Raw genomic sequence first — 18,079 nt, forward strand, 5'->3', positions numbered from 1 at the left:
CTCTTTTTTTCTTTGACCACGTCTATATTTTAAGCTTCTGTATTTTCTTCAATAATATTTTGTACAATCAAAATAAAATTTTCTGTATTTTTAAGCTGATGTTTGATAGACGCATCAAAATCAGACAATTGAAACTCGTTAAGCATATCTCTCTTTATATATCTTATCATAGAGTCAATACTTCGTGTGTCGTTTTGCATTTGCCTCTCTAACTCACGCTGTTTGCTCTCTAAATAATTTAAAGTTTGCGACAATCTTTGAATATTTAATTTCTCCAACTTTTTTCTCTTATTAACATGAAATAAAAACAAACGATAATCAGGAACCTGACAAACTCAAGATGCTCCAAAAACTACTTTTCATTCAAATCTATCCGACTCAAGAGTATCGTTTTTAACATATACGTATCAATGGAGGATTGGGTTTATTCGTATTGTAGAAAAATTTGAGAGAGCTTTTATTTTTCAAAAAGAAAACCAATTAAACAACTTAAAATCAATTAATTAAATTAAAATTTAGAACAAAAAAATAATTTACTTTTTTTTAAGTATTATTTTCGAAGTTTATGTTCGTTGGTGATACAAAAAAACAGATCACAATTCCCATATTTATTTTATGCATGTACAACTTATAATATGCATAACTGGTAATTGTAATTTTAGGCCTAAAACACCAAAACCTTCGGCGGATCAAACACTTAAAATTACGTTTTAGATTTGTTGATTCCAGATTTGTGATTTGGTAATTTTCAGCCTATATTTGCTATCGAATAATAGAGAATATGGAACAATTTGTAGTATCGGCCCGTAAATATCGCCCACAAACCTTTAAGGATGTTGTAGGGCAAAAAGCCATTACCAACACTTTGTTAAACGCCATCGATAGCAATCACCTTGCCTCTGCCCTATTGTTTACAGGACCTCGTGGAGTAGGTAAAACAACCTGCGCACGTATTTTGGCTCGAAAAATAAATCAGCCCGGATATGATGATCCAACTGAAGATTTTGCTTTTAATGTTTTTGAATTGGATGCCGCTTCAAACAACTCTGTCGATGACATTCGAAGTTTGATTGACCAAGTTAGGATTCCTCCGCAAACAGGGCAATACAAAGTATACATTATTGACGAGGTTCACATGTTGTCTTCGGCTGCTTTTAATGCTTTTTTGAAAACATTAGAAGAACCGCCCAAACATGCTATTTTTATCCTAGCAACAACAGAAAAGCATAAAATTATTCCAACTATTTTATCGCGTTGTCAGATTTTTGATTTTAAGAGAATCACAGTCAAAGATGCCAAAGAACATTTGGCCGAAGTAGCGACAAGCCAAGGTATAAACTTTGAAGATGATGCATTACATATTATTGCTCAAAAGGCTGATGGCGCCATGCGTGACGCTTTGTCTATTTTTGACCGTGTCGTTTCGTATTGCGGAACCAATTTAACGCGTCAGGCTGTTACCGAAAATCTTAACGTTTTAGATTACGAAACTTACATTAGCATCACCGATTTACTTTTAGAAAATAAAATTCCAGATCTTTTATTGGCGTACAACGAAATTCTTGCAAAAGGTTTTGATGGACACCATTTTATTGCGGGTCTGGCCTCACATTTTAGAGACCTCTTGGTAAGCAAAACCCCTGCAACCATCGCTTTGCTTGAAGTTGGCGAGCAAGCGCAGCAAATGTATGGCATACAAGCCCAAAAATGTACGCAGGATTTTTTATTAAAAGGAATTGACCTTGCCAACGACTGTGATTTAAAATACAAACTAAGCCAAAATCAGCGACTTCTGGTCGAATTATGTTTGATGCAATTGGCCTCTATCACTTTTGATGGAGAAAAAAAAAAGCTGAGCAATTCATAATTCCGCCGACTTATTTTAAAAATGGAGGATATTCTATTGTAGAAGTCTCCAATTTAAAACCTCAGGTTGTCAAGCAAGAAGTTCCAGAAAAAAACAATCTCAATATCGCTCAAAACGAGAAGGCAGAAACAGCTAATCTACCTGTACAAACTACTCCTGTCGAGAAAATAGTTGAGACTCCAAAAGAAGCCAAACCAGCGAGTACCACAGACAATCTGGCAAAGGTTTCAGCTTTTTCTTTGGCCAGTATTCGAGCCAAAAAAGCATTAGAAGAAAACAGCAAATCGTATATAAAACCCACTACAACGCTGCCTACCGAACCATTTACAGAAACAGAAATGTTGTTGCAATGGAATAAATATGCGCAACGTTTGGGTGAAAAAGGTTTTAGAATCATGGAGTCCCTATTGCTTATTAACGACCCAACGCTAAACGGAACTGTCATTACACTAGAGTTACCAAATGAAGGATCAAAACTAGATTTCGAAAGTCAGATTCATGGACTTCTAGGGCATCTAAAAGGGCATTTGCACAATCATGATATTACCATAGAAGTGATTGTAAACGAAAAGATTGAAAGCAAAAGAAGTTTTAACGATCAGGACCGATACAATCGTCTACTGGAAATAAATCCAAACCTAGAACTGTTGCGTTCTACATTTGGACTCGATTTACTTTCTTAGTTTTAAAGACGAAATTTTTTAATTGTATTAAATTGTATTACGAAAATCCTCATTGATGCCGGCCAATTTTTACCGCTATCTATTTCGAAACCCAAAATCATAGACTTTTTGCAGCCATTTTTTTCTTTGAAGCTCATCAGCTGTTTTTATGATACCGATATACGTCACTTTTACTGGTTTTACACCACAAAATTCTAAAGTACATTTCTTTAACTGATTGACACTCGGTCTCGCATAAAAAAATCTATAATACCAACCCGGCTGATCAAGAGTGGTGATAATATGAGCCGTTTTTCCTTTTAATAGTTTATCCCACCAAACTGAATTTTCACGATATTGAAAAGCCATTCCAGGCAAAAACAACCGATCTATAAATCCTTTTGTAAGTGCTGGCAATCCTCCCCACCAAACAGGATGAATCCAAACCAAATGATCTGCATTCTGAATTTTTTTCCAAGATTCTACTAAATCTGGCTCTAAATCAGTGCGTTTTTGGTAACCAAACTGTAAATTAGGATTAAATTGTAATGTTGCAATTGTTACAACATCTACCTCTGCGCTACAGGCTTTAGCACCTTTTAAATAGCTTTCGGCTAAGCCAAAATTAAAGCTTTGCGAATTAGGATGTCCGTTGATGACCAGAATTTTTTTCATAGTAGAGTTTTTAACAAAAATATCATTATCCACTAAAATCATACTGGACAAATGTCCTATAAAATCGCTTTTCTGACACGACTGAGATGCCTCGGCGTTATACCCAAATATGAGGCTAAATATTGAAGAGGAATGAGCTGAATATATTTTTGATGATGCTGAAATAATTCCTCATAACGCTGTTTTCCTGATAATTTCTGAAAGGAAATCATACGCTTTTGCAGGGTTACAAATTCCATTTCGGCCAATTTGCGTCCGATTTCCTGCCAATGACTACTTGACTTATACAGCGTTTCAAGACTTTTACGATCGATAACCTGCAACTCCACATCTGATAATGCCTGAATATTTTCTTCTGCTGGATTTTGAGTTATAAAACTGGCGAAAGAGGCCATAAACTCATTCTCAAAAGCAAAACAATTGGTAATTTCATCGCCTTGATGATTAAAAAAATAAGAACGTAAAATTCCTTTTCTGATAAAAACAATTTCATTACAAACCTGATTTTCTTTCAATAAAAATACTCCTTTTTTAAGTGTGCGGATCGAGATTAAATCATCCAACTGATCTAATTCAGCCGATGATAAAACATGAATTGATTGAAAAATTGATTTCATTAAATCGCTAATTTTTTGAAGCAAAAACTTTTTCAATTCTTTTGTCGGGAATCAACCATAACATCGACACCACAAAATATGCTACTCCAGAAATCCATTCGTAATAAAAAGAACAAATTATTCCAACGAGATATAATATTGTCGATACTTTGCCTTTTACATCTTTGCCTATCGCTTTGGCCAATACCGAGTTTTCTCCTTCGCTATTGATAATCGTCCTTTGTAGAATAAAATAAGCGATAGAAGAAAATAATAATACAACACCGTACAAAGTCATGGAAGCTTTTGCAAAATTATGTTCTCCCATCCAGCCAGTAGCAACCGGGATTAACGAAAGCCAAAAAAGCAAATGCAGGTTGGCCCACAGAATTTTTCCATTGACTTTTGATAGACTATGAATCAAATAATGATGATTATTCCAGTAAATCCCAACATAGATAAAACTTAGAATATAACTAAAAAACTTAGACACGAGCGGCATAAGATCGGTAAATTGGTCACCATGAGGCACCTTAATTTCTAAAATCATGATGGTAATAATAATGGCCAAAACGCCATCACTAAAAGCTTCTAGTCTAGTTTTATTCATATAAAAAATTAAATTTTACCGTAATACATTGCTTTTACAATTCCGTCTGAAAGACCAATTTTTGGCACATAAATTTGTCGGGCTCCACTCCATTTCATTGCATTGAGATAAATACGTGTGGCATGAATGATAACGTCAGCACGATCTGAATTCAATCCTAGCTCGGTGATTCTTTGCTCGTAGGTTAGCGAATTTAAAAAAGCATATTGTGAATTAATGTAAATATACGAAAGCGGTTTTTCCTGCTGTTTTCCTGACATTTTAAACAACTTATTGATGTTTCCGCCAGAACCAATTAGCGTGACTTCTTCATAATCGGCAGTATTGCTTTTAATCCATTTTTCGATTTCATCCCAAACCACATCGCACACCATATCGTTTAGCAAACGTACAGTACCCGCTTTGAAAGATCTGGAATTAATCATTTTACCATCAGAGAATAGCGTAAATTCGGTGCTTCCACCACCCACATCTACAAAAAGGTACGTTTGATCTGTTTTCAGTAAATGATGCAAATCGGTAGAAGCAATTATAGCCGCCTCTTTTTTTCCGTCAATAATTTCGATTTTTATATCGGCTTTTTTCTTAATCAAAGCAACCACTTCTTTGGCGTTATATGCCTCACGCATGGCCGAAGTTGCAAACGCCATATAGCGTTCTACTTTATGTACTTTCATCAAAAGATTAAATGCTTTCATGGCATCTACCATTCGATCTATATTTTCTTCAGAAATTTCGCCAACCGTAAAAGCGTCTTGTCCTAAACGAATTGGCACACGAACAAGGGAACTTTTATTAAACTGAGGTTCTTTTCCGTCTTGTTCCACAACATTCGATATTAGAAGCCTCATGGCATTTGATCCAATATCAATTGCTGCGTATTTTTTTATTTTAATCATGCTCACTATGATTTGAAATTTTTTGTGGTATTATTATTAATTAATGTCCTGAACTACAGTTTTTGCCTGTTCTATTTTATTTTGATAGTATCTATAAGTTTCGAGTTGTGCTCTGAAAACCGGATGATGATTACGCACTTTATACTTATTGTCTAATTTATACGAATGGTAACGCACTTTTACATTTCCTTTCCATGCGATATCAAAATTATCAATAAGCTCTTTTTTTATTGATAAATCATAGATTGGACAGGTCACCTCTACCCTCCCATCCAGATTTCTGGTCATAAAATCGGCTGAAGAGATATAAACTTCCGTTAGTCCTGCATTCCCAAAAATATACACTCTCGAATGTTCCAGGTAATTATCTACAATACTGATTGCCTCAATATTCTCACTCATCCCCGGAATTCCTGGTATCAGTGAGCAGATTCCTCTTACCTGAAGCTGAATTTTTACACCGGCATTACTTGCTTCGTATAATTTATCAATCATTTTAAAGTCTGATAAACTATTCATTTTTAATTTGATATGCGTTTTTCGACCTGCTAAAGCATGCAAAATTTCACGATCAATTAGTTTGATAAATTTTGTTCTGGTATAATGTGGCGAAACAATCAAATGTTTGTAACGATGCACTCTGTAATTGATGTCGAAAAATTCGAATATTTTTGAAATATCTTTTAAAATACCCTGATGGCAGGTAAAAAGCGTTACGTCTGTATAAATTTTGGCTGTAGCTTCATTGAAATTTCCAGTTGAAACAAATCCGTAACGGCGCGTTTTACCGTCTTCAATTCTTTCGATAATACAAATTTTGCTGTGTACTTTTAATCCTTTTATACCAAAAATAAGTTCGATACCTTCAGTTTGCATTTGTTCGGCATAAGAGATATTAGTAGCCTCATCAAAACGTGCCTGAAGCTCGATCTGAACCGTAACTTTTTTGCCGTTTTTTGCCGCATTAATCAAAGAACTGATAATTTGAGAGTTCTTGGCCAATCGGTACAAGGTGATTTTTATAGTCGTCACTTTAGGATCTAAAGCTGCTTCACGCAAAAACTTTGTGAGATACGAAAAAGACTGATATGGTGCGTGCAACAAATAGTCTTTTTTACTAATTTTCTCTAATATGCTGCCCCCCAAACTCAGGTCCGGAATGGGTAAAGGATCATTAGTTTTATAAAGCAAATCAAATCTTCCGAGATTCGGAAAACTCATGTAATCCCGGCGATTATGATATTTACCTCCGGGGATAATACTGTCTGTTTCGACGATTTTCATTTTATCCAAAAAGAAACGCAACGTATCGTCTTCGATCAAACTGTCATAAATAAAACGTACCGGTTCTCCAATTCGTCTGTCTTTTACAGATGTAGCAATTTTTTCGAGCATACTTTTACTCAAATCACTATCGATATCTAACTGTGCATCACGTGTAATTTTGATCATGTGCGCCGAAACACTTTTATAATCAAAAATATTAAAAATGTTCTTCAGGTTAAGACGAATTACATCATCGAGCAGAATTACATATTGTTTTTCGTCAGGCGAAGGCAAAACAACAAATCTATTGATCGTTTTGGGAATTTCGATTACTGCGTACCTAATTTCGTCGTTGGTATTCATCTCAAGCCTCACGGCCAGATACCCCGAAGTATCTTTTAGGATAGGAAACTCGGCCAAATCATTCAAAATAATCGTAACCAATTCGGGACTTAATTTCTGAACAAAAAAGTCTTTTAAAAAATCTTCCTGTTCTTTATTTATTTGGTCTTCTTTTACGATAAAAATGTTTTCGGCCTCTAGTTCGGCTTCAATATTACTTAAAATTCGTAAACTTTCAGATTGCTGCTGGATAACGATTTCGGTAATATCCTTGATTAATTGATGTGCAGAAACACCGCCTAAATATTTTTCACCAGAAATTCCAGAAAGGCTTAATCTGCGGATTGCCGCATAACGCACTCTAAAAAATTCATCTAGATTGTTAGAAAAAATTCCAACAAAACGCAATCTGTCCAGAAGTGGTACTGTGTTGTCTGCTGCTTCCTGAAGCACTCTCGCATTAAACGCTAACCAACTTTTTTCTCTATCGATATATCTTTGTTCGTGCACTTTATTTATTTTAAATCTTTGGGGAAAATTGTTTTATGGGTTTTACCTTTATTGATAGTGCTCCAGCTTTCTGTCTCAAACTGCAATGCTACAAATCCGGATGTAGGAACATTTTCTATAAAAACATCCCCAAATTTATTAACAAAATTTGTAATAGCCTCGTTATGCCCGAAAAGAATAACGCTTTCTAAACTATTATCACAAGATTTGATAACTTTCTCGAGCTGTTTTTCGTCAAAGGTGTAAAGATCGTCTTTATAAACGATACTTTCTATGGGATACGACAGGTTTTGGGCAAAAATAAGAGCCGTTTCTGATGCGCGTGCAGCAGTACTACTCCAAATTATATAAGTCTTAGGAAGAAAATTAGAAATTTTGACAGAGACATCGTGAGCATCTATAATTCCTCTTTTCATCAGAGGCCTGTCAAAATCTTTGAGAGGAGCTTCCCAGCTGGACTTTGCATGTCGTATTAAAACTAAATTTTTCATAGAAAAGTATATTAAGTAACAATATGTGCTATTAGAAAATTATTTCAGTTCTAATTTACAAAAGAATTTTTAATCCGCTGTTGTTTTTTAATTCTGTTAACATTTTGCTCAAATAATTATTTAGAATCTCAAGTTATTATAAAAAATAACATTCATCCTAAAAAATGATTTTGATGAGAATGGCTCTCAGTGAGAAAAATCATGTTTACAGGTAGCGAAATCTACTTTTCAATCGGTAATATCGTGTTTGTTGTGACTGGATTTTTTGCTGTTTTAGTACAACTTTTGGGTGGGTAATTGTTTTATTCCGGATAGTATTTTTTCGAACAAAAAAAGTCGTTGCAACCTAAGTCACAACGACAACCAAAAAATAAACCAGTCCAATTTTCTTTTAGATCTTAGCAAAAATATTAGTATAATATTTTCTGCCATTACTGTCTAACTTTACAGCAATGCCAAAATGCGTATAATCACCTTCTATATTTTCCTTATGGCCAGGACTCTCTAACCACCCCTTGACCACGTCTGCGGAAGTTTTGTAGTTGTAGGCAACATTTTCTCCTACTTTACTAGCTCCTAGAACACTAACAATATTCTCTGACCTATCTTCAAAACCATTATGATTGACAACATTGTTGGCGATCATATACAAATCATGCTCCGCTGATTTATAAGAAATATGATTTACTATTTCTAATTTTCTTAATCCAATACTTAGACGATAATTATTTATCAATTGCATTACTTCCAACTCATCATTATTATAAGTATAATTTGTTACTAACCCTGCCGTTGTATTTGTTTCAGTAACCTCTGGCGAGTCTTTGGAGCACGACAATACCGACGTTATTAAAATTATAAACACTACAGAACGCATAATACTTTTCATAACTAAGAGTAGTTTAAGTTTAAGTAGATTGTGGGGCAAACTCTTTAACTATATTTGACAAATTGTTTATTTTCTTGAAATAAAAATACTTCATTTATCGTTAAACTACCAAAAAAAATCGATGAAATACACTTTTTTTATATTACACAATATAATTTTCTTACTTTTAAGGAGCGAGCCTATCAATACTCCAGGAGAAATCAGACTGACTCGTATATCGGATTCTGTCGTGTAATCTATTGGCTCTTCCCTGCCAAAATTCTACCTGCAAAGGCGTCACCAAATAGCCTCCCCAATTTTCAGGTCGAGGGATTGCTTTTCCTTCGTAATCCTTTTCTAATTGTTTCAGATTATCTTCTAAAAAAGTTCTGGACGGAATGACCTCACTTTGGTTCGAAACAACAGCGCCCAATTTGCTGCCTTCGGGACGAGAGTCAAAATAGCCATCAGAGATATTTTCAGAAGTCTTCTGGGCGATCCCTTTTATAATCACCTGACGCTCCATTTCCGGCCAGAAAAAAGACAGACAAACATTGGGATTCTGAGCCATCGCTTTTCCTTTTTCCGAATTATAATTGGTGTAAAAAATAAATCCTTCTTCAGAAAATTTCTTCAATAAAACAACCCTTGATTTAGGAAAACCGTCTAAACCAATGGTCGAAACAGTCATTGCATTTACTTCTCCGCTTCCGTCAAAATCTTCTACTTCGTGAAACCATCTGTTAAACAAATTAATAGGGTCCTCCGGAATATTGGCCTCTAACAATTCGCTTTTTTCGTATGATTTTCTATAATTACTTAAATCGTTCATGAGTTTAGATTTTAAATTGATGATTTTTGATTTTTGATTTTTAACCTTTTACATTTTACTTTTTACTTTTTACATAGTAGTACTTTCAACTAAAATTCAAAACTGCTGCCGTCATCTGCCAAAAGCACGTTCGGAAAAATTGTTTTGGCCTCTTCTTTAAAACGTTCTATACCTTCGTATCTGGTCGAATAATGTCCTAAAACAAGTTGTTTTGCGTTTGCTTTCAAGGCAATTGTGGCGGCTTCTATTGCTGTCGAATGCAATGTCTTCTGAGCCAAAGCTTCTTCTGATTGCAAGAAAGTAGCTTCGTGATATAAAACATCTACGTTTTTTATGATTGGAAGTATGGCTTCGTGATAAGCGGTGTCTGAACAAAATGCATAACTCAGTGGCGGAATTGGATCGAATGATACTTTTTCGTTTTCGATTACGGTTCCGTCTTCGAGCGTGATATCGCCACCATTTTTTATTTTTTGATAATACGCCGTATGAATGTCATAGTGTTGCACAGCATCAACATTTAGTTTTCTTTCGCCCAATTTTTCTTCAAACAAAAAGCCATTAGTATAAACGCGGTGTTTGAGCGGAATAGTTTTGACAACGACTTTACTGTCTTCGAAAATAATTTGGCTTTCGTTCGATTCTAATTCATGAAAAAACAGCTCATAAGTAGTCCAGGAATTTGATAATTTCAATTGTAGCATAATAATTTCCTTCACTCCTTTTGGCCCGTAAATATGCAGGTCGGTAGTTCTTCCTAAAAGTGCAAAAGTCGAAATGGTACCGATTAATCCAAAAAAGTGATCGCCGTGCAAATGCGAAATAAAAATATGATTGATTTTAGAAAACTTGATTTTATTTTTGCGCAATTGCACCTGAGTTCCCTCACCACAATCGATTAAAAACAACCTGTTTTTTATTTCTAAAACCTGAGAAGTCGGATTGGTAATTGTTCTGGGAGTAGCGGCATAACAGCCAAGTATGGTTAGTTTCAATTTTTATTGATTAGTTTAATTGTTTAATCGTAAGAATGGTAATTGTTTCATCATAAAATTGATTAAACAGCGAAACGATTAACCCATTAAACAGTTAAACAATTAACCAATTTCTAAAACCCCAAATCTCTTTCAATTTCTTCCATTTCGATGATGTCGTGCGCTTCAAGAAGCGAAGGCACTACAGTTAGTTTGTCAGAAACAGAGTTAAAATCAAAATCAGCAACGACTACTACAAAAGATTTTTTAGCTTTTTTGTGTTGCTTCGAAAGTGGCAGGAACAACTTAACATCAGCTTCCGGCAAACTAGAATAAGGCGTTAAATCGATGACGATATTTTGTTTTTCAAAAGTTTTAAATTGCTGCATCACTTTTTCTAAGAAAGAATTAATATCTCCCTGCGTATCTTTAATCGTAACGGTATGTCCTTTTTGATCTACTTTCATATTTATATTTCTAGGCTTATATCAACTCTCCATTTTTGAAAGCTAAGATACAAAGTTTTTTTTAGTTTTATTTTCAGGTTTAACATGCTGAACGTTCCAAGGACTGAAACCTGAAACTTTAATTTTACTGAATCTTAGAAGCCAAAAGATAAATCACGGCCATTCTTATCGCTACACCGTTCTCGACCTGGTTTAAAATTACAGAATGTGCAGAATCGGCCACCTCAGAAGTTATCTCTACGCCTCTGTTTATAGGTCCTGGGTGCATAATGACAATTTGTTTTCCAAGTGAATCTAATAAGGGTTTGTCTACACCATATTGTTGTGCGTATTCGCGTGTTGATGGGAAAAAATTCACATCCATACGCTCATTCTGAACGCGAAGCATATTGGCTACATCACACCATTCAAGCGCTTTGCGTAAATTCGGCTCGACCGTAACACCAAGCGACTCAATGTATCTCGGAATCAGGGTTTTTGGCCCGCATACTTTTACTTCTGCACCTTGCATCTGCAACGCATAAATATTAGACAATGCCACTCTTGAGTGCAGAATATCGCCTACAATAACGACTTTTTTCCCGGCTACGTCACCCAATTTTTCTCTAATAGAATAACTGTCCAACAGAGCCTGCGTTGGGTGTTCATGCGCACCATCGCCAGCATTTACGATACTTGCTTTGACATTTTTAGACAAAAAATAAGCCGCTCCGGGATTGGAGTGGCGCATGACTACCATATCTACTTTCATAGACAGGATATTGTTTACAGTATCTATAAGTGTTTCGCCTTTTTTGACAGACGACTGCGCTGCCGAAAAACTAATTACATCTGCAGACAAACGTTTCTGTGCTAATTCGAAAGAAAGTTTGGTTCTAGTACTGTTTTCGAAAAAAATGTTGGCAATGGTAATATCTCGTAATGAAGGAACTTTTTTAATGGGTCTGTTAATGACTTCTTTAAAATGATCGGCCGTTTCAAAAATTAGGTTAATATCATTCTCGTTGATGTATTTAATTCCTAATAAGTGATTTACGCTTAATTCTTTCATTGTGTGTGTTTATAGGTTTATTTGTTGAATTGTTTAATCGTTTGGCTTGCGGTTAAACCATAAAACGATTAACCGATTAAGCGATTAAACTTTTTAATTTGTAACGAGGTAAACCACGTCTTCGCCTTCATTTTCTTTCCAGCTTACTTTTACTTTTTCATTATTAATAGCATCTACCTGACGACCACGATAATCGGGCTGAATTGGCAGATTTCTACTAAAACGTCTGTCGATTAACACTAGCAATTCGATTTCTGAAGGTCTCCCAAAAGACTGAATAGCGGTTAAGGCAGAACGGATACTGCGTCCGGTAAACAAAACATCATCGATAAAAATGACTTTTTTATTTTCGACTATAAAATTGATTTGTGTTTTATTGGCTTCAAGCGGTTTATCTGTTCGGCGAAAGTCATCTCTAAAAAAAGTGATGTCAAGATATCCCAAAGAAATCTCGGGAGTTTGGTATTCGTTTTCTAATATTTGTTTTAGACGTTCGGCTAAAAAAACGCCTCTTGGCTGGATTCCAACTAAGATAGTATCAGAGAAATCAAGATGTTTTTCGATCAACTGACAAGCCAAACGATGGAGTATGATAGTAACTTCTTTTGAATTAAGTAATACTTTTTGGCTCATAATTAAGTGTGATGTTTGGTTGGGCAAATATACGAAATCAGATTTTATTTGTTGCGGTGTTGGGGAGGGAATATTTTTTTTGGTCGGCAACGGGTTTTAGATTCTCAAACAAGTTTTTTTAGGTTAAAAGCCCCGTCGATGGGGTTGCGAAGCCCAACGTTTGGGTTCGCAACCCCAAATTTGACGTCTAGAACCTCATTTTTGACGTCCAGAACCCCAAATTTGACGTCCATAGACGTATAATTTGACGTCTGCAACCTAAAGTTTTACGTCCAGAACCTAAAACTTTAGGTTCCGGACGTCATCGACGGAGCTTTTAACCCCAAAATTGCTGTTTTTAGAACCTTGAGAGACTTAAATAACTATTTATGAGTCTTATATTTGAAAAATATTTTAAAATAAAATTACTATTTTTGAATTATGACTACTATGGAAATTAAAAAAGAGAGCAATAAGGCTCTGGACAAAGTTCCGGAAAACCTCCCTATCAACATTTTAGGCTTCATAAAACAAATACAGGCAGATAATAATGCTCCATGATTTCTTAAAAACAAATCAAAATCATCCATAAAAAAAAGGTATTAATTACCATTTTTTTAAATACTGAAAACAAATGACTAATTATAAATAAGAGGCAAACTCAAAATGAAAGAAAGTACTAGAAAGTTTCTAAAAAACCCTAAAAATATATTTCTCATAGACGGTTTTGGTGCATTACTTACTGTTGCATTACTTTTCTTTGTTCTTAGAACTTTGAGCCCTTATTTTGGTCTATCAAAAACCATTTTCGAATATCTTTCTTTGCTGGCATTGGTATTTGCATTTTATTCTATTACTTGTTTTTTTCTAATCACTAACATTTGGAAACCGTATTTAAAAACAATCTGCATTGCTAACGTCCTGTATTGTGTTGTAACATTTGGAATCATATTCTATTATTACCAAAGTATTTCAGTTTTGGGTATCGTTTACTTTTTAGGAGAAATAATAGTCATATCAGGGATTGTATTTTTAGAAATAAAAACAATACAAACTCCTTATCAAGAACCTTAATTGATCTTACCTGCTAATTGAAATCTAGTAAAATCTCCAAATATTAGAACTTTTCTCAAAAATTATATAAACTATTTTTTTGTCGTTTCAATTAATTTTATCGTTCGATAATTAGAAGGAGAAATTCTTTTTTGAAATAATTAAAAAAAAGCAAAATCATGCAAAAAAACATTACACGTTTGTTAATGGTATTCGTAATACTGTTTTCATTTACAAGTTGCGAAATTATAGGAGATATTTTTAAAGCCGGAATGGGATTCGGAATATTTATTGTAGTGGTTGTAATTGCAATAATTATTTTTGCTTTTGCAAAACTATTTGGCAGAAAATAAGACATAAAAAAATCCCGCTACTCAGGTAACGGGATTTTGAAGTTTTATTTGGTGTACATCTTTACTCTTAATTCCTGAACTTTTTCATCATCCAGATATTCGTCAAATGTCATGTAGCGATCAATTGCTCCGTTTGGCGTCAATTCTACTACTCTATTACCTACAGTTTGTGCAAACTCATGATCATGAGTGGTAAAAATCACAGAACCTTTGAAGTTTTTTAATGAGTTATTAAATGCCGTAATCGACTCCAAATCAAGGTGATTTGTTGGTTCGTCAAGCATCAGGATATTGGCGCGCTCCATCATCATTCTCGACAACATGCAACGTACTTTTTCTCCTCCTGATAGAACTCGGCTTGTTTTTAGAGCTTCTTCTCCAGAAAAAATCATTTTACCTAAAAATCCTCTAATAAAAACCTCATCGCGTTCTTCTTCAGTTTTTGCGTATTGACGTAACCAATCTACAAGGCTCAAATCGTTTTCGAAGAAAGAATGATTCTCAGCAGGCAAATAGGCTTGGTTAGTGGTAATTCCCCAATCAAAAATTCCTGCGTCTGCTTTTTGCTGATTGTTTAAGATCTCGTAGAAAGCGGTAGTGGCGCGTGAATCTTTAGAAAAAAGAACAATTTTGTCGCCTTTTGCCATATTCAAATTAACGCCTTTAAACAAAAGGTCGCCTTCTACAGAAGCAGCTAAATTTTCAACATTTAAAATCTGATCACCTGCTTCGCGATCCTGATCAAAAATAATCGCAGGATAACGACGGCTTGACGGTTTGATATCTGAAATATTTAATTTAGAAATCATTTTTTTACGAGAAGTAGCTTGTTTCGATTTTGCAACGTTGGCACTAAATCGACGAATAAATTCTTCTAATTCCTGTTTCTTTTCTTCTGCTTTTTTGTTTTGCTGCGCACGTTGTTTTGCGGCCAATTGGCTCGACTCGTACCAGAAAGTATAGTTACCTGAGTAGTGATTTATTTTTCCAAAATCAATATCCGAAATATGTGTACAAACCGAATCTAAAAAGTGACGATCGTGAGATACTACGATTACAGTATTCTCGTAATTGGCAAGGAAATTTTCTAACCAGGCGATGGTTTCAAAATCCAAATCGTTGGTAGGCTCATCCATAATAAGCAAATCCGGGTTTCCAAAAAGGGCTTGCGCCAAAAGCACACGAACTTTTATTTTCCCCTCCAAATCACCCATTAAAGTATAATGGTGCTCTTCGTTAATCCCTAAGTTAGACAACATCGAAGCGGCATCAGAATCTGCATTCCATCCGTTCATTTCTTCAAACTGAACCTGAAGTTCCCCTATTCTATCAGCGTTTTTGTCGTTGTAGTCTAAATAAAGTTCATCCATTTCTTTTTTAACAGCGTACAAAACTTTATTTCCCATCAAAACGGTTTCCAAAACCGTATGCTCATCGAACATGTTGTGATTTTGGTTTAAAACTGACATACGTTTTCCTGGTTCTAAATGAATATGTCCGGAAGTTGGGTCAATATCGCCCGAAATAATTTTAAGAAAAGTAGATTTTCCAGCACCATTGGCTCCAATAACGCCGTAAATATTTCCGTGAGTGAAAGTTGTATTTACTTCGTCAAACAAGATACGTTTGCCAAATTGAACTGATAAATTATTGACTGTTAACATGAATGTCTTTTTAATTAATTTTGTGCAAAAGTAAGGAAAAAGGTTCAGAGTTGCAAAGATACAAAGGCGCTAAGTTTTTTAAATCGTAAGATGCAAAAGTGAAAAGTAAAATATCTTATTATGCCCAAATACAAGAACATATAACTTCTGACTTTTAACCTCTAACCGTTTACAACTTACTTTCTTTCTCCAAAGCCACTTCTAAACTCTTATAATTGGGCAAAACTTTAGCAATTACGCCTTCTTTATTAAGGATGAAATGCGTTGGAAAAGCATTCAATTGCAAGGTTTCATTCATATAAATTTTCATGTTTGGAATTACAGAATATGACAGCGGCTTTCTTGCCAAAAACGTTTTTAATTGTTCTGGTGTATCTTCTGCGAGGCTCAAAAAAACAATATCTTTTCGGTCTTTGTATTTTGCCGCCAAAGCATTTACCTCAGGAAATTCTTTGATACAGGCAGCGCAATGAATGTACCAGCATTTAATAACGATTATTTTGCCCTTCATTGTTTCGTTAGAAACTAAATTTCCATCTAAATCGGTAAAAGAGAATTTTGGAAAAGGAGTACCTTCCATTTTAAAATTTTTGTACGCATCAAAAGCTTCCTGATTGATGGTTGCTTTTATACTAGTATCAGAATCGGGCAAGATTTTGAATAATTTGTAATAAAAAATAGAATCGTCTGATTCTAATCGGATTGGGATGTAGTTTGCGTTTACCAATTCATTTAAAAAAGATTCTTTTGAAATTTCTTTTGAATCTGCATCTAATGCTGTAAAATCTCTCGAAAGCATAATCTTTTTGCTTTGATACGGCCACCAATCAGCGTATTTTTGCTGAATTTGAATAGGATCAACTTCAGGATTTCCAAATTTATTTTGACTAAAACCGGCAATTGAAATTAGAAATGTGACTATTATAATGATTAAATTCTTCATGAAAGTTGATACAAATATTGGACTCAAAAGTACTTATTTTTTCATGCAGATTTGGCAGATCTAGCAGATTTTTTATTTATAATCTTGTCATCCTGACGGAGGAAGGATCTTCACAAAGTAGGCAAATTGCTATTTGATTTTTCGCCTTGTCTTCTCTCTTCTAATCACTTTTTCTTATGAAAATTTAATTCTTCTTTTTTGGCAAGAAAGAAATATCCATAGAATACGTGGTTGGATCTTCTGGATCAATTATGACTGTTATTTCTTCTGTTTGTATAAAATCTGTCGGGTCGAACCAAATATCCTCGCTTTCAAAAAGATATATTTCATTAGTTCTTGAATCCAACCATTGACTGCAAATTAGATAAGGATGGCTATCGTTTACTGCTAAACTTAAATTAAGCTTTACATCAATAAATTTTGTCATAATACTTTTGCCACTTTGCTGTAAAAAATTTATTTTTTTTCTTTTTAAACGATCTGATCTAAGACCCAAAAAACCTACCAAAGCGAAAGCCATTCCTATTACGCCTAAAGCTAATGAACCTAAATATAAAGAGCTAAAATCATTGATAAATGCCTTATTAGGATTTGTCGGATCGTACAAGACGGCTACGCTTTCGTCTATGTCATAACTAGGAGGATCGCTGCTTACATTCGAAGCAAACTCTATTTTTTTTTCGTATTTTGTATAAAACACTACCACCGGACTGTATGTTGATGATTTGCTAGACTTTACCTCACGCAACTCTATAACAGTACCCTGTGCATCGACTGCTGTTTTTATAAAAGAGAATTTTTCAAGAAAGAAATAAATAGCTGCTATTACTAAAGCAAAACCAACTATAGCGGAAGCATATTTAAAAAAAGTAAAGGTTTTCATATTTGGGGTGGATCAAATTTGGTGCAAAATACACTTTAAATTAAAAAACTATTTAAAAGAGTATGATTATTTTATTTCACGAATATTTTGCAGTTTTAAGCAGATTCCAGGAGCTTTTTTTTATTCTCTTTTTTATGTAAAAATATAATGTCTTATGAAACCAGATGCCTTAGCCCTGATAGCAGCGGTATCCTTTTTCTGGCTCCTTTTAGCCGGAAAAAGATACAAGCGGATAGCAGGAAATAGCTCCTAAAAAAAAATAATTTACTGGATTACATTTTAAACCATAAAAAAACCTGGCAACGTAAATTGCCAGGTTCATAATGCTCTGGTTTAGGCGAAAACCAAATAACAAATCGCCTAAATTCGATGCATTTATTCGAAATATAAAAATCAGATTAAAAAATAAATAACCAAACTCAAAATTAACCTTTTCGATTTTTGTACTTCTAATTTTTACA

20 protein-coding genes are annotated in these 18,079 nt (G+C 34.5%); 4 read left to right on the forward strand and 16 right to left on the reverse strand.

Going from position 1 to position 18,079, the window contains the following annotated elements:
* Positions 1-29: 29 nt before the first annotated feature.
* On the reverse strand, positions 30-254 hold the full coding sequence (locus LNP22_RS16155; protein WP_229974383.1) for a hypothetical protein: 225 nt from the start codon (positions 252-254) through the stop codon (positions 30-32).
* 527 nt (positions 255-781) lie between these two features.
* Here LNP22_RS16155 and dnaX point away from each other — a divergent pair.
* Together dnaX and LNP22_RS16165 are read left to right on the forward strand one after the other, a co-directional pair.
* Positions 782-1,867, forward strand: a complete 1,086-nt coding sequence (gene dnaX, locus LNP22_RS16160; protein WP_229974384.1) for a DNA polymerase III subunit gamma/tau — start codon at positions 782-784, stop codon at positions 1,865-1,867.
* 239 nt (positions 1,868-2,106) lie between these two features.
* On the forward strand, positions 2,107-2,550 hold the full coding sequence (locus LNP22_RS16165; RefSeq protein ID WP_229974385.1) for a DNA polymerase III subunit gamma/tau: 444 nt from the start codon (positions 2,107-2,109) through the stop codon (positions 2,548-2,550).
* A 75-nt stretch (positions 2,551-2,625) separates the two neighbouring features.
* Here LNP22_RS16165 and LNP22_RS16170 read toward each other — a convergent pair whose 3' ends face one another.
* From LNP22_RS16170 to pyrR, 12 genes are all read right to left on the reverse strand, one after another.
* Complete coding sequence (locus LNP22_RS16170; protein WP_229974386.1) at positions 2,626-3,204, reverse strand: NAD(P)H-dependent oxidoreductase; 579 nt, start codon at positions 3,202-3,204, stop codon at positions 2,626-2,628.
* 56 nt (positions 3,205-3,260) lie between these two features.
* Positions 3,261-3,821, reverse strand: a complete 561-nt coding sequence (locus LNP22_RS16175) for a Crp/Fnr family transcriptional regulator (protein WP_229974387.1) — start codon at positions 3,819-3,821, stop codon at positions 3,261-3,263.
* 7 nt (positions 3,822-3,828) lie between these two features.
* Complete coding sequence (locus tag LNP22_RS16180) at positions 3,829-4,410, reverse strand: TMEM175 family protein (protein ID WP_229974388.1); 582 nt, start codon at positions 4,408-4,410, stop codon at positions 3,829-3,831.
* 8 nt (positions 4,411-4,418) lie between these two features.
* Positions 4,419-5,309 (reverse strand): Ppx/GppA phosphatase family protein, encoded by an 891-nt coding sequence (locus LNP22_RS16185; protein ID WP_210664867.1) that lies wholly within the window; start codon positions 5,307-5,309, stop codon positions 4,419-4,421.
* Between the two features lie 36 nt (positions 5,310-5,345).
* Positions 5,346-7,427, reverse strand: a complete 2,082-nt coding sequence (gene ppk1 / locus LNP22_RS16190) for a polyphosphate kinase 1 (RefSeq protein ID WP_210664868.1) — start codon at positions 7,425-7,427, stop codon at positions 5,346-5,348.
* Between the two features lie 5 nt (positions 7,428-7,432).
* A complete protein-coding gene (locus tag LNP22_RS16195; protein WP_229974389.1) occupies positions 7,433-7,918 on the reverse strand; it encodes a SixA phosphatase family protein in 486 nt (161 codons plus the stop codon).
* Positions 7,919-8,309: 391 nt separating this feature from the next.
* Positions 8,310-8,756: a CAP domain-containing protein gene (locus LNP22_RS16200; RefSeq protein ID WP_346432342.1), complete on the reverse strand. Its 447-nt coding sequence runs from the start codon at positions 8,754-8,756 to the stop codon at positions 8,310-8,312.
* A gap of 217 nt (positions 8,757-8,973) precedes the next feature.
* Positions 8,974-9,618 carry a pyridoxamine 5'-phosphate oxidase gene (gene pdxH, locus LNP22_RS16205; protein WP_229974390.1) on the reverse strand — a complete coding sequence of 215 codons (645 nt, stop codon included), beginning with the start codon at positions 9,616-9,618 and terminating at the stop codon, positions 8,974-8,976.
* An 89-nt stretch (positions 9,619-9,707) separates the two neighbouring features.
* Positions 9,708-10,613, reverse strand: coding sequence for a ribonuclease Z (locus tag LNP22_RS16210; protein WP_229974391.1), 906 nt, complete (start codon positions 10,611-10,613; stop codon positions 9,708-9,710).
* A gap of 113 nt (positions 10,614-10,726) precedes the next feature.
* On the reverse strand, positions 10,727-11,059 hold the full coding sequence (locus LNP22_RS16215) for a ribonuclease Z (protein ID WP_229974392.1): 333 nt from the start codon (positions 11,057-11,059) through the stop codon (positions 10,727-10,729).
* Between the two features lie 124 nt (positions 11,060-11,183).
* Positions 11,184-12,110, reverse strand: a complete 927-nt coding sequence (locus LNP22_RS16220; protein WP_229974393.1) for an aspartate carbamoyltransferase catalytic subunit — start codon at positions 12,108-12,110, stop codon at positions 11,184-11,186.
* 93 nt (positions 12,111-12,203) lie between these two features.
* Positions 12,204-12,743 (reverse strand): bifunctional pyr operon transcriptional regulator/uracil phosphoribosyltransferase PyrR, encoded by a 540-nt coding sequence (pyrR, locus tag LNP22_RS16225; RefSeq protein WP_007805230.1) that lies wholly within the window; start codon positions 12,741-12,743, stop codon positions 12,204-12,206.
* Between the two features lie 645 nt (positions 12,744-13,388).
* Between pyrR and LNP22_RS16230 the strand changes: the two genes are divergently transcribed.
* Both LNP22_RS16230 and LNP22_RS16235 read left to right on the forward strand, forming a co-directional pair.
* Entirely contained in the window at positions 13,389-13,796 is a 408-nt protein-coding gene (locus tag LNP22_RS16230; RefSeq protein ID WP_229974394.1) for a hypothetical protein, read from the forward strand.
* Between the two features lie 158 nt (positions 13,797-13,954).
* A complete protein-coding gene (locus LNP22_RS16235; RefSeq protein ID WP_229974395.1) occupies positions 13,955-14,128 on the forward strand; it encodes a hypothetical protein in 174 nt (57 codons plus the stop codon).
* 44 nt (positions 14,129-14,172) lie between these two features.
* Here LNP22_RS16235 and LNP22_RS16240 read toward each other — a convergent pair whose 3' ends face one another.
* The 3 genes from LNP22_RS16240 to LNP22_RS16250 all read right to left on the reverse strand — a co-directional run bounded on the left by LNP22_RS16240 (position 14,173) and on the right by LNP22_RS16250 (position 17,618).
* Positions 14,173-15,792 carry an ABC-F family ATP-binding cassette domain-containing protein gene (locus tag LNP22_RS16240; RefSeq protein WP_229974396.1) on the reverse strand — a complete coding sequence of 540 codons (1,620 nt, stop codon included), beginning with the start codon at positions 15,790-15,792 and terminating at the stop codon, positions 14,173-14,175.
* 169 nt (positions 15,793-15,961) lie between these two features.
* A complete protein-coding gene (locus tag LNP22_RS16245; protein ID WP_229974397.1) occupies positions 15,962-16,735 on the reverse strand; it encodes a TlpA family protein disulfide reductase in 774 nt (257 codons plus the stop codon).
* Positions 16,736-16,919: 184 nt separating this feature from the next.
* Positions 16,920-17,618, reverse strand: coding sequence for a DUF3592 domain-containing protein (locus tag LNP22_RS16250; protein ID WP_229974398.1), 699 nt, complete (start codon positions 17,616-17,618; stop codon positions 16,920-16,922).
* Positions 17,619-18,079: the final 461 nt, after the last annotated feature.

Origin of the sequence: Flavobacterium flavipigmentatum (assembly GCF_020911905.1) — a bacterium.
In the GTDB taxonomy this organism is placed as follows: domain Bacteria; phylum Bacteroidota; class Bacteroidia; order Flavobacteriales; family Flavobacteriaceae; genus Flavobacterium; species Flavobacterium flavipigmentatum.

Excerpts from the sequence above, each read along its gene's own strand:
- dnaX (WP_229974384.1), top strand. The coding sequence starts at position 782 with ATGGAACAATTTGTAGTATCGGCCCGTAAATATCGCCCACAAACCTTT.
- LNP22_RS16170 (WP_229974386.1), bottom strand. The coding sequence starts at position 3,204 with ATGAAAAAAATTCTGGTCATCAACGGACATCCTAATTCGCAAAGCTTT.
- LNP22_RS16175 (WP_229974387.1), bottom strand. The coding sequence starts at position 3,821 with ATGAAATCAATTTTTCAATCAATTCATGTTTTATCATCGGCTGAATTA.
- LNP22_RS16180 (WP_229974388.1), bottom strand. The coding sequence starts at position 4,410 with ATGAATAAAACTAGACTAGAAGCTTTTAGTGATGGCGTTTTGGCCATT.
- LNP22_RS16185 (WP_210664867.1), bottom strand. The coding sequence starts at position 5,309 with ATGATTAAAATAAAAAAATACGCAGCAATTGATATTGGATCAAATGCC.
- LNP22_RS16195 (WP_229974389.1), bottom strand. The coding sequence starts at position 7,918 with ATGAAAAATTTAGTTTTAATACGACATGCAAAGTCCAGCTGGGAAGCT.
- pdxH (WP_229974390.1), bottom strand. The coding sequence starts at position 9,618 with ATGAACGATTTAAGTAATTATAGAAAATCATACGAAAAAAGCGAATTG.
- LNP22_RS16215 (WP_229974392.1), bottom strand. The coding sequence starts at position 11,059 with ATGAAAGTAGATCAAAAAGGACATACCGTTACGATTAAAGATACGCAG.
- LNP22_RS16220 (WP_229974393.1), bottom strand. The coding sequence starts at position 12,110 with ATGAAAGAATTAAGCGTAAATCACTTATTAGGAATTAAATACATCAAC.
- pyrR (WP_007805230.1), bottom strand. The coding sequence starts at position 12,743 with ATGAGCCAAAAAGTATTACTTAATTCAAAAGAAGTTACTATCATACTC.
- LNP22_RS16230 (WP_229974394.1), top strand. The coding sequence starts at position 13,389 with ATGAAAGAAAGTACTAGAAAGTTTCTAAAAAACCCTAAAAATATATTT.
- LNP22_RS16235 (WP_229974395.1), top strand. The coding sequence starts at position 13,955 with ATGCAAAAAAACATTACACGTTTGTTAATGGTATTCGTAATACTGTTT.
- LNP22_RS16240 (WP_229974396.1), bottom strand. The coding sequence starts at position 15,792 with ATGTTAACAGTCAATAATTTATCAGTTCAATTTGGCAAACGTATCTTG.
- LNP22_RS16245 (WP_229974397.1), bottom strand. The coding sequence starts at position 16,735 with ATGAAGAATTTAATCATTATAATAGTCACATTTCTAATTTCAATTGCC.
- LNP22_RS16250 (WP_229974398.1), bottom strand. The coding sequence starts at position 17,618 with ATGAAAACCTTTACTTTTTTTAAATATGCTTCCGCTATAGTTGGTTTT.